General features: G+C 74.4%; 10 protein-coding genes. 2 read left to right on the top strand and 8 right to left on the bottom strand.

From position 1 onward, the window contains the following. The coding region (locus C1I99_RS28125; protein WP_146604071.1) for an acyl-CoA dehydrogenase family protein at positions 1-978 on the top strand (978 nt) is incomplete at its 5' end. Positions 979-1126: 148 nt separating this feature from the next. Here C1I99_RS28125 and C1I99_RS33500 read toward each other — a convergent pair. From C1I99_RS33500 to C1I99_RS28090, 8 genes are all read right to left on the bottom strand, one after another. Beyond that, the gene (locus C1I99_RS33500) at positions 1127-1294 is read right to left on the bottom strand and encodes a hypothetical protein (protein WP_199562415.1); all 168 of its coding nucleotides are present in this window, start codon (positions 1292-1294) and stop codon (positions 1127-1129) included. Between the two features lie 9 nt (positions 1295-1303). Continuing rightward, the gene (locus tag C1I99_RS28120; protein ID WP_111137229.1) at positions 1304-1909 is read right to left on the bottom strand and encodes a hypothetical protein; all 606 of its coding nucleotides are present in this window, start codon (positions 1907-1909) and stop codon (positions 1304-1306) included. 64 nt (positions 1910-1973) lie between these two features. Further along, positions 1974-2363, bottom strand: coding sequence for a Fur family transcriptional regulator (locus C1I99_RS28115; RefSeq protein WP_111137228.1), 390 nt, complete (start codon positions 2361-2363; stop codon positions 1974-1976). After that, positions 2360-2659: an ArsR/SmtB family transcription factor gene (locus C1I99_RS28110; protein WP_111137227.1), complete on the bottom strand. Its 300-nt coding sequence runs from the start codon at positions 2657-2659 to the stop codon at positions 2360-2362. The genes C1I99_RS28115 and C1I99_RS28110 overlap by 4 nt, the downstream gene beginning before the upstream one ends. A gap of 43 nt (positions 2660-2702) precedes the next feature. After that, positions 2703-3569, bottom strand: a complete 867-nt coding sequence (locus C1I99_RS28105; protein WP_111137226.1) for a metal ABC transporter permease — start codon at positions 3567-3569, stop codon at positions 2703-2705. Positions 3570-3571: 2 nt separating this feature from the next. Next, positions 3572-4333 (bottom strand): metal ABC transporter ATP-binding protein, encoded by a 762-nt coding sequence (locus tag C1I99_RS28100; RefSeq protein WP_111137225.1) that lies wholly within the window; start codon positions 4331-4333, stop codon positions 3572-3574. Then, the gene (locus C1I99_RS28095; protein ID WP_111137224.1) at positions 4330-5283 is read right to left on the bottom strand and encodes a metal ABC transporter substrate-binding protein; all 954 of its coding nucleotides are present in this window, start codon (positions 5281-5283) and stop codon (positions 4330-4332) included. Before C1I99_RS28095 ends, C1I99_RS28100 begins: the two co-directional genes overlap by 4 nt. Positions 5284-5337: 54 nt before the next feature. Further along, on the bottom strand, positions 5338-5595 hold the full coding sequence (locus C1I99_RS28090; protein ID WP_111137223.1) for a hypothetical protein: 258 nt from the start codon (positions 5593-5595) through the stop codon (positions 5338-5340). 28 nt (positions 5596-5623) lie between these two features. Between C1I99_RS28090 and C1I99_RS28085 the strand changes: the two genes are divergently transcribed. Beyond that, positions 5624-5965 (top strand): antibiotic biosynthesis monooxygenase family protein, encoded by a 342-nt coding sequence (locus C1I99_RS28085; RefSeq protein ID WP_111137222.1) that lies wholly within the window; start codon positions 5624-5626, stop codon positions 5963-5965. The last annotated feature ends 96 nt before the right edge of the window (positions 5966-6061 follow it).

Below are 6061 nucleotides of genomic sequence, written 5' to 3'. Positions count from 1 at the left end.
GCCGAGCGGGTGCAGTGGGGCCGGCCGGTCGGTGAGCACGAGGCGGTGGCCCAGAAGCTGTCCTTCATCGCCGCCACCACGTACGGCATGGAGACCATGCTCGACCTGTGCTGCCTGCTCGCCGACGACGACCGCAACGACATCCGGATCGAGGCGGCGCTGGTCAAGCTCTACGCCAGCGAGATGGCCTGGCGAATCGCCGACGAGCTGATCCAGATCCGGGGTGGCCGCGGCTACGAGACCGCCGAGTCCCTCGCGGCGCGGGGCGAACGCCCGGCCGCCGTCGAGCAGTTGCTGCGGGACCTGCGGATCAACCGCATCTTCGAGGGCTCCACGGAGATCATGCACCTGCTCATCGCCCGGGAGGCGGTCGACGCGCACCTCTCCGTCGCCGGGGACATCATCGACCCGGACGCCGGCCTCGGCCGCAAGGCGAGGGCGGGCGCGCGGGCTGGGGCGTTCTACGCGAAGTGGCTGCCCACCCTGGCCGTCGGCAAGGGCCAGGCCCCTCGGGCGTATGTCGAGTTCGGTCCACTCGCCGGGCACCTGCGCCAGGTGGAGCGGGCCAGCCGCAAGCTGGCCCGGTCGACGTTCTACGCGATGTCCCGGTGGCAGGGGAAGATGGAGCGCAAGCAGGCGTTCCTCGGCCGGGTGGTCGACATCGGGGCGGAGCTGTTCGCGATGTCCGCGGTCTGCGTCCGGGCGTACGCCGAGCAGGACACCCGACCGGAGAACGTGGAGCTGGCCGACCTCTTCTGCCGGCAGGCCCGGGTCCGGGTCGACGCGCTGTTCACCGCGCTCTGGGCGAACACCGACTCGGTCGACACCGCCGCCGCGAAGCGTATCCTCGCCGGCCGGTACGCCGGGCTGGAGGAGGGCGTGATCACCCCGCCCGCCGATCTTCCCTGGGTGGCTGGCTGGTCGCCCGGCCCGTCCACCGCCTCCGACGTCCGCCGCCGGGTCCCGCCACCGGCCTGACCGCCCGGGGCCGGCCCCAGGCGGTCAGGCCGGTGGTCGAGACGTTCGTCGGCGTGTCGCGGTCGCCCGGCGCGCGGGCACCGCGACCCGCCACCCCTCACCGATGACCACGCCGGCGCCCGCCCGGCGGCGGCGCCGGGCGGGCGGGTCAGCGGGCGATCGCCCAGGCCAGGATCGCCGCGAGGATCAGCCCGTTGAGCACCGCCAGCCCCAGGTACGCCGCGGGCGGGATCCGCCGCCCCCTGCGGACGAGGCTGACCAGGGCGGCGGCGTACGCGAGCAGCAGGACGGCGACGGCGACCAGGAAGTAGAACACCCGATGACCTTAGCGGCCGCCGCGCAGGCCGAGTCGCCGCAGCTCCAGGGCGGCCAGCGCGTCCACGGTGGCATCGTCGCCGCGCCGCCACGCCTCGGCCACATCCGGCGCGATCCGGGTCAGCCGGTCCAGCGGCTGGGCGGCCAGCGCGCGCAACGCGAGCAGGTCCCGCCCGGCGGGCGCGGCGGCGAGCCTCGCCGCGGCGCCGGCCCGGCGCATCCAGCGCACCCGCAGCGGCAACCAGCCGAAGAGCACCAGGCCGAGCGGGACGACCAGCACGGCGACGGTGAGGGCGAGGGCCAGCTGGTCGACCAGCTCCTGCTGGTCCCGGCCCGCCTCGGCCAGTGACCGGGCGGCGCCGGCGGCCCGCTCGAACGGCGCGGTCAGCTCGTCGCCGGCCAGCGGTACCCGGCCGACCTTGCCGCCGGCCTCGGCCAGGTTGTCGGCGAGGCCGCCGCCGGCCTCCTCCAGCTTCCGCCCGGGTACGGCGAGCTGCTGGACCAGGTCGTGCAGCCACAGCGCGCCGCGGACCGCCCCGTACACCCAGGCGACGACGAGCAGGTCGGTGATCAACTGTCGGACGGCGGTCGGGAAGCGATCGGCGTAGATCTTCACGCCGGACAGCGTGCCACGGACGGCCGTGCCCGGCATCCGTCGCGGCGCCGCCCCGCGCGTGGCCTCAGCCCGCGCAGGACGGACAGGCGCCGAAGATCTCCAGGGTGTGGCTGACGTCGGTGAAGCCGTGCTGGGCCGCCACCCGACCGGCCCAGCTCTCCACCGCCGGCCCGGCCACCTCGACGGTGCGGCCGCAGCCCCGGCAGACCAGGTGGTGGTGGTGCCCCTCGCTGCACCGCCGGTAGAGGTGCTCGCCACCCGGTGGGCGCATCACGTCGATCTCGCCGGCGTCGGCCAGCCCCTGCAACGTCCGGTAGACCGTGGTCAGCCCCACCCGCTCGCCGCGCTCCCGCAGCATCGCGTGCAGGTCCTGCGCGCTGTGGAAGCCCTCGACCTCGGCCAGCAGCGCGCTCACCGCCGAGCGCTGCCGGGTGTGGCGTACCGGGCTGCTCACGACCCCTCCCCGGCGTGGCTCACCGCGTCGGCCACGATGTGCGCCACGTGCTCGTCGACCAGGGTGTACGCGATCTCCCGCCCGCGGCGGGAGCCGCGGACCACGCCGGCGCCGCGCAGCACCCGCAGGTGCTGGGAGACCAGCGGCTGCGCCACGGCGAGCTTGTCCACCAGCTCGTGCACGCACCGCTCTCCCGCGGCGAGCTCGCTGACGATGGCCAGCCGGATCGGCGCCGACAGGGCACGCAACAGCTCGCTCGCGCCCTCGAAGGCGTCATAGCCTGATCCGCCGGTCACCCTGCAACGGTAACCAACCCCGCCGACCCGCCGCTGAGCAGGATCAGTGAAGCACCACCTCGTGCGGCTCGGGCACCGGCGCCACCGCCGGCGCGCCGCGCCGGCGCAGCCCTCGCCAGGCCGCCCCGAGGACGGCGACCACCACGAACGAGGCGATCGCCATCAGCACCACCGAGGCGCCGGGGGCGGTGTCGACGTTCGCGGCCACCCAGACCCCCGAGCCGGCGGCGAACAGGCCGAGCGTCATGGCCGCCGCCATCGTGCTGCGGAAACCCCGGGCGACCTGCTGCGCGGCGGCGACCGGCACCACCATCAGCGCGCTGATCAGCAGTACCCCCACGGCCCGCATGGCGATCGTCACGGTGACCGCCGTGGCGACCGCGAGCAGCAGGTTGAGCGTGCGCACCGGCAGGCCGGAGACCCGGGCGTACTCCTCGTCGTGGCAGACCGCGAAGAGCGCCGGGCGCAGCGCCAGCATGGTGACCAGGATCGCCACGCCGAGCACCGCGATGGTGGTCAGGTCCGTCGGCGAGATGGTGGTCAGCGACCCGAAGAGGTACGCGTTGAGGTTGGCGCTGGTGCTGTCGGAGAGCCCGACCAGCATCACGCCTCCGGCGATGCCGCCGTAGAAGAGCAGGGCGAGGGCCAGGTCGCCGGAGGTCCGGCCGCGGGCGCGGACCAGTTCGATCGCGACCGCGCCGAGCGTCGCCACGATCACCGCGACCAGCACCGGGGACCGGTTGAGCAGCAGGCCGGCGCCGACGCCGGTGAGCGCCACGTGCCCGACCCCGTCGCCGATCAGCGCCAGCCGCCGCTGCACCAGGTAGATGCCGAGGGCGGGGGCGGCCAGGCCGATGACGAGCGCGGCGATCAGGGCCCGCTGCATGTACGGGTACTGGAAGAGTTCCATGGTCACCTGCTCCACAGCCCGGCGGGCTCGTCGGGGCCGTGCGGGTGCACGTGGTCGTGGTCGGGCTCCGCGTGGTGGCCGGCCGGCTCGGGCACCGCACCGTCGTGGCAGATCCCGCCCTGGTGTACGACGACGGCCCGGCTGATCAACGGCCGCAGCGGTCCCAGCTCGTGGGCCACCAGCAGGACCGTTCCGCCGCCGTCGACGAAGTCGCGCAGCGCCCCGGCGAACGCCTCCTGGCTGGCCGCGTCGACCCCGGCCGTGGGCTCGTCGAGGACCAGCAGTTCGGGCTGGCCGGCCAGGGCCCGGGCGATCAGGGTGCGCTGTTGCTGCCCGCCGGAGAGGGTGGCGACCGGGTCGCCGGCCCGGTCGGTGAGCCCGACGGCCGCCAGCGCGGCGGCCACCGCGGCCCGGTCGGCGACGCCGGGCGGGCGCAGCACGCCGCGCCGGGCCAGCCGGCCGGCGGCGACCACCTCGCCGACGGTGGCCGGTACGCCGCTGCCGGCGCCCAGCCGCTGCGGGACGTACCCGATCCGCTGCCATTGGCGGAACCGTCGCAGCGGGCGGCCGAAGAGGGTGACCGACCCGGAGCTGAGCGGCACCAGGCCGAGCACGGCGCGGATCAGGGTCGACTTGCCGGAGCCGTTGGCGCCGAGTACCGCGACCACCTCGCCGGGGGTCACGGTCAGTGAGGCGTCACGCAGCACGGGGCGGCCGTCGTAGCCGACCACCCCGTGCGTGACGGTGATGACAGGGGCGCTCACGAGCAGCTCAACGCCGTCCTCAGGGTCTGTAGGTTGGTACGCATCACCGAAAGGTAGTCCCCACCGTTGTCGGCGGACAGCCCCTCGATCGGATCCAGCACCGCCGTCTTCGCGCCGACCTCACCGGCGATGGTCTCGGCGACCTTCGGGCTGACCAGCGTCTCGAAGAAGATCGTGGTGGCCTTGTGCTCCCGCGCCTCCTCGGCCACCTCGGCCAGCCGCTGCGGGGCGGGCTCGGTCTCCGGGCTCAGCCCGGTGATGCCGATCTGCTCCAGTTGGTAGCGCTCGGCGAGGTAGCCGAACGCGGTGTGACTGACCACGATCTCCCGGCGCTGGCAGGTCTTCAGCCCCGCCGCGAACTCGGCGTCCAGCTTCTCCAGCTCGGTGCGGAGCGCGGCGGCGCGGGCGGTGTAGTCGGCGGCCCGCTCCGGGTCGGCCCGGCCCAGCCGCTCGGCGAGCTGGTCACCGACCGTGGCCAGCCGGGTCGGGTCGAGCCAGAGGTGCGGATCCTTGCCGCCGCTCTCCTCCTCGTGGCCCGGCTCCTCGGCCTCGCCCTCGTGCTCGTGCCCGCCGGCGGCGGCGTCCAGCAGCGGCTGCACGGTGGTCACGTCGAACGCGCGGTCGGCGGCGTTCTGCTCGACCGCCTCGTCCACCGCCGGCTGGAAGCCCTTGAGGTAGACGATCAGCTCCGCCTGGCTGACCTGCCCGACCTGGCCCGCGTTGAGCTCCAGGTCGTGCGGCTCCGCCCCGGGCTTGACCAGGTTGGTCACCGTGACCGCGTCGCCGCCGATCCGCTCGGCGAGGAACTGCAGCGGGTAGAAGGCGGCCACCACGTCGACCCGCTGCGGGTCGGCGCCGGCGGTGTCGTCGGAGCAGGCCGCGACGCCGCCCAGGGCGAGCAGGGCGGTGGTGGCGGCGGCCAGGGCGCGCGGAGCTGAGCGGATGGTCATGACATCAACTGTCCGTGACAACGAGAATGATTGTCAAAAACGCATGCTTGCATGTCAGAGCAGCTTCGCCAGGCCCGCGGTGACCAGCAGGGTGAGCACGACCAGCCGGATCGCGCGGGTCGGCGGCGTCTGCACCGACCAGGTGGCCACCAGCAGGGTCGCCACGCCCGCGGCGAGCAGCAGCATGAGCAGCCCGCCGACCACGCCGGGGGCGAAGAACGCGGCCAGCACCAGCACCAGCGTGATCAGGAACACCGTCGTCGGGTTCGCCCGGGCCAGCCAGCCCGGCATCCGGCTCTGCGTACGCTGCATCCCACAGACTCTACGAGGAGGAACGCCGGTGCTGGTGACCAACCGGTTCGTGGTCGAGACCGATGTCGCGGACGCCTTCACCGAACGGGCGCACGCCGCCCTCGCGGCGCTCGCGGCCCGCCCCGGCTACCTGCGCGGCCAGTTGGTGCGGGCGCTGGACGACCCGCGGCACTGGTGCCTGGTCACCGAGTGGGAGTCGGTCGGCACCTACCGGCGGGCCCTCGGGGGCTTCGACGTCAAGATCACGGCGGTGCCGCTGCTCGCCGAGTCGCTCGACGAGCCCTCCGCGTACGAGGCGCTGGCCAGCGCCGCACCGGGCGGGGACGTCGTCGTCGTGGCCAGTGATCGGGCCGCAGGTCCTTACCGCTGAGCCCGCGGGCACTACCCTGCTCTCATGACCGCTCCCGGACCGGCAGCCCCACCGCCGCACCCCTCGCTGCCCGGCCAGGAGGGCACGCCCCCACCC

Origin of the sequence: Micromonospora deserti (genome assembly GCF_003236335.1) — a bacterium.
Classification (GTDB): Bacteria; Actinomycetota; Actinomycetes; order Mycobacteriales; family Micromonosporaceae; genus Micromonospora; species Micromonospora deserti.
The sequence above is the reverse complement of the archived record's forward strand: the minus strand, read 5'-3'. Positions and strand labels throughout refer to the sequence as shown.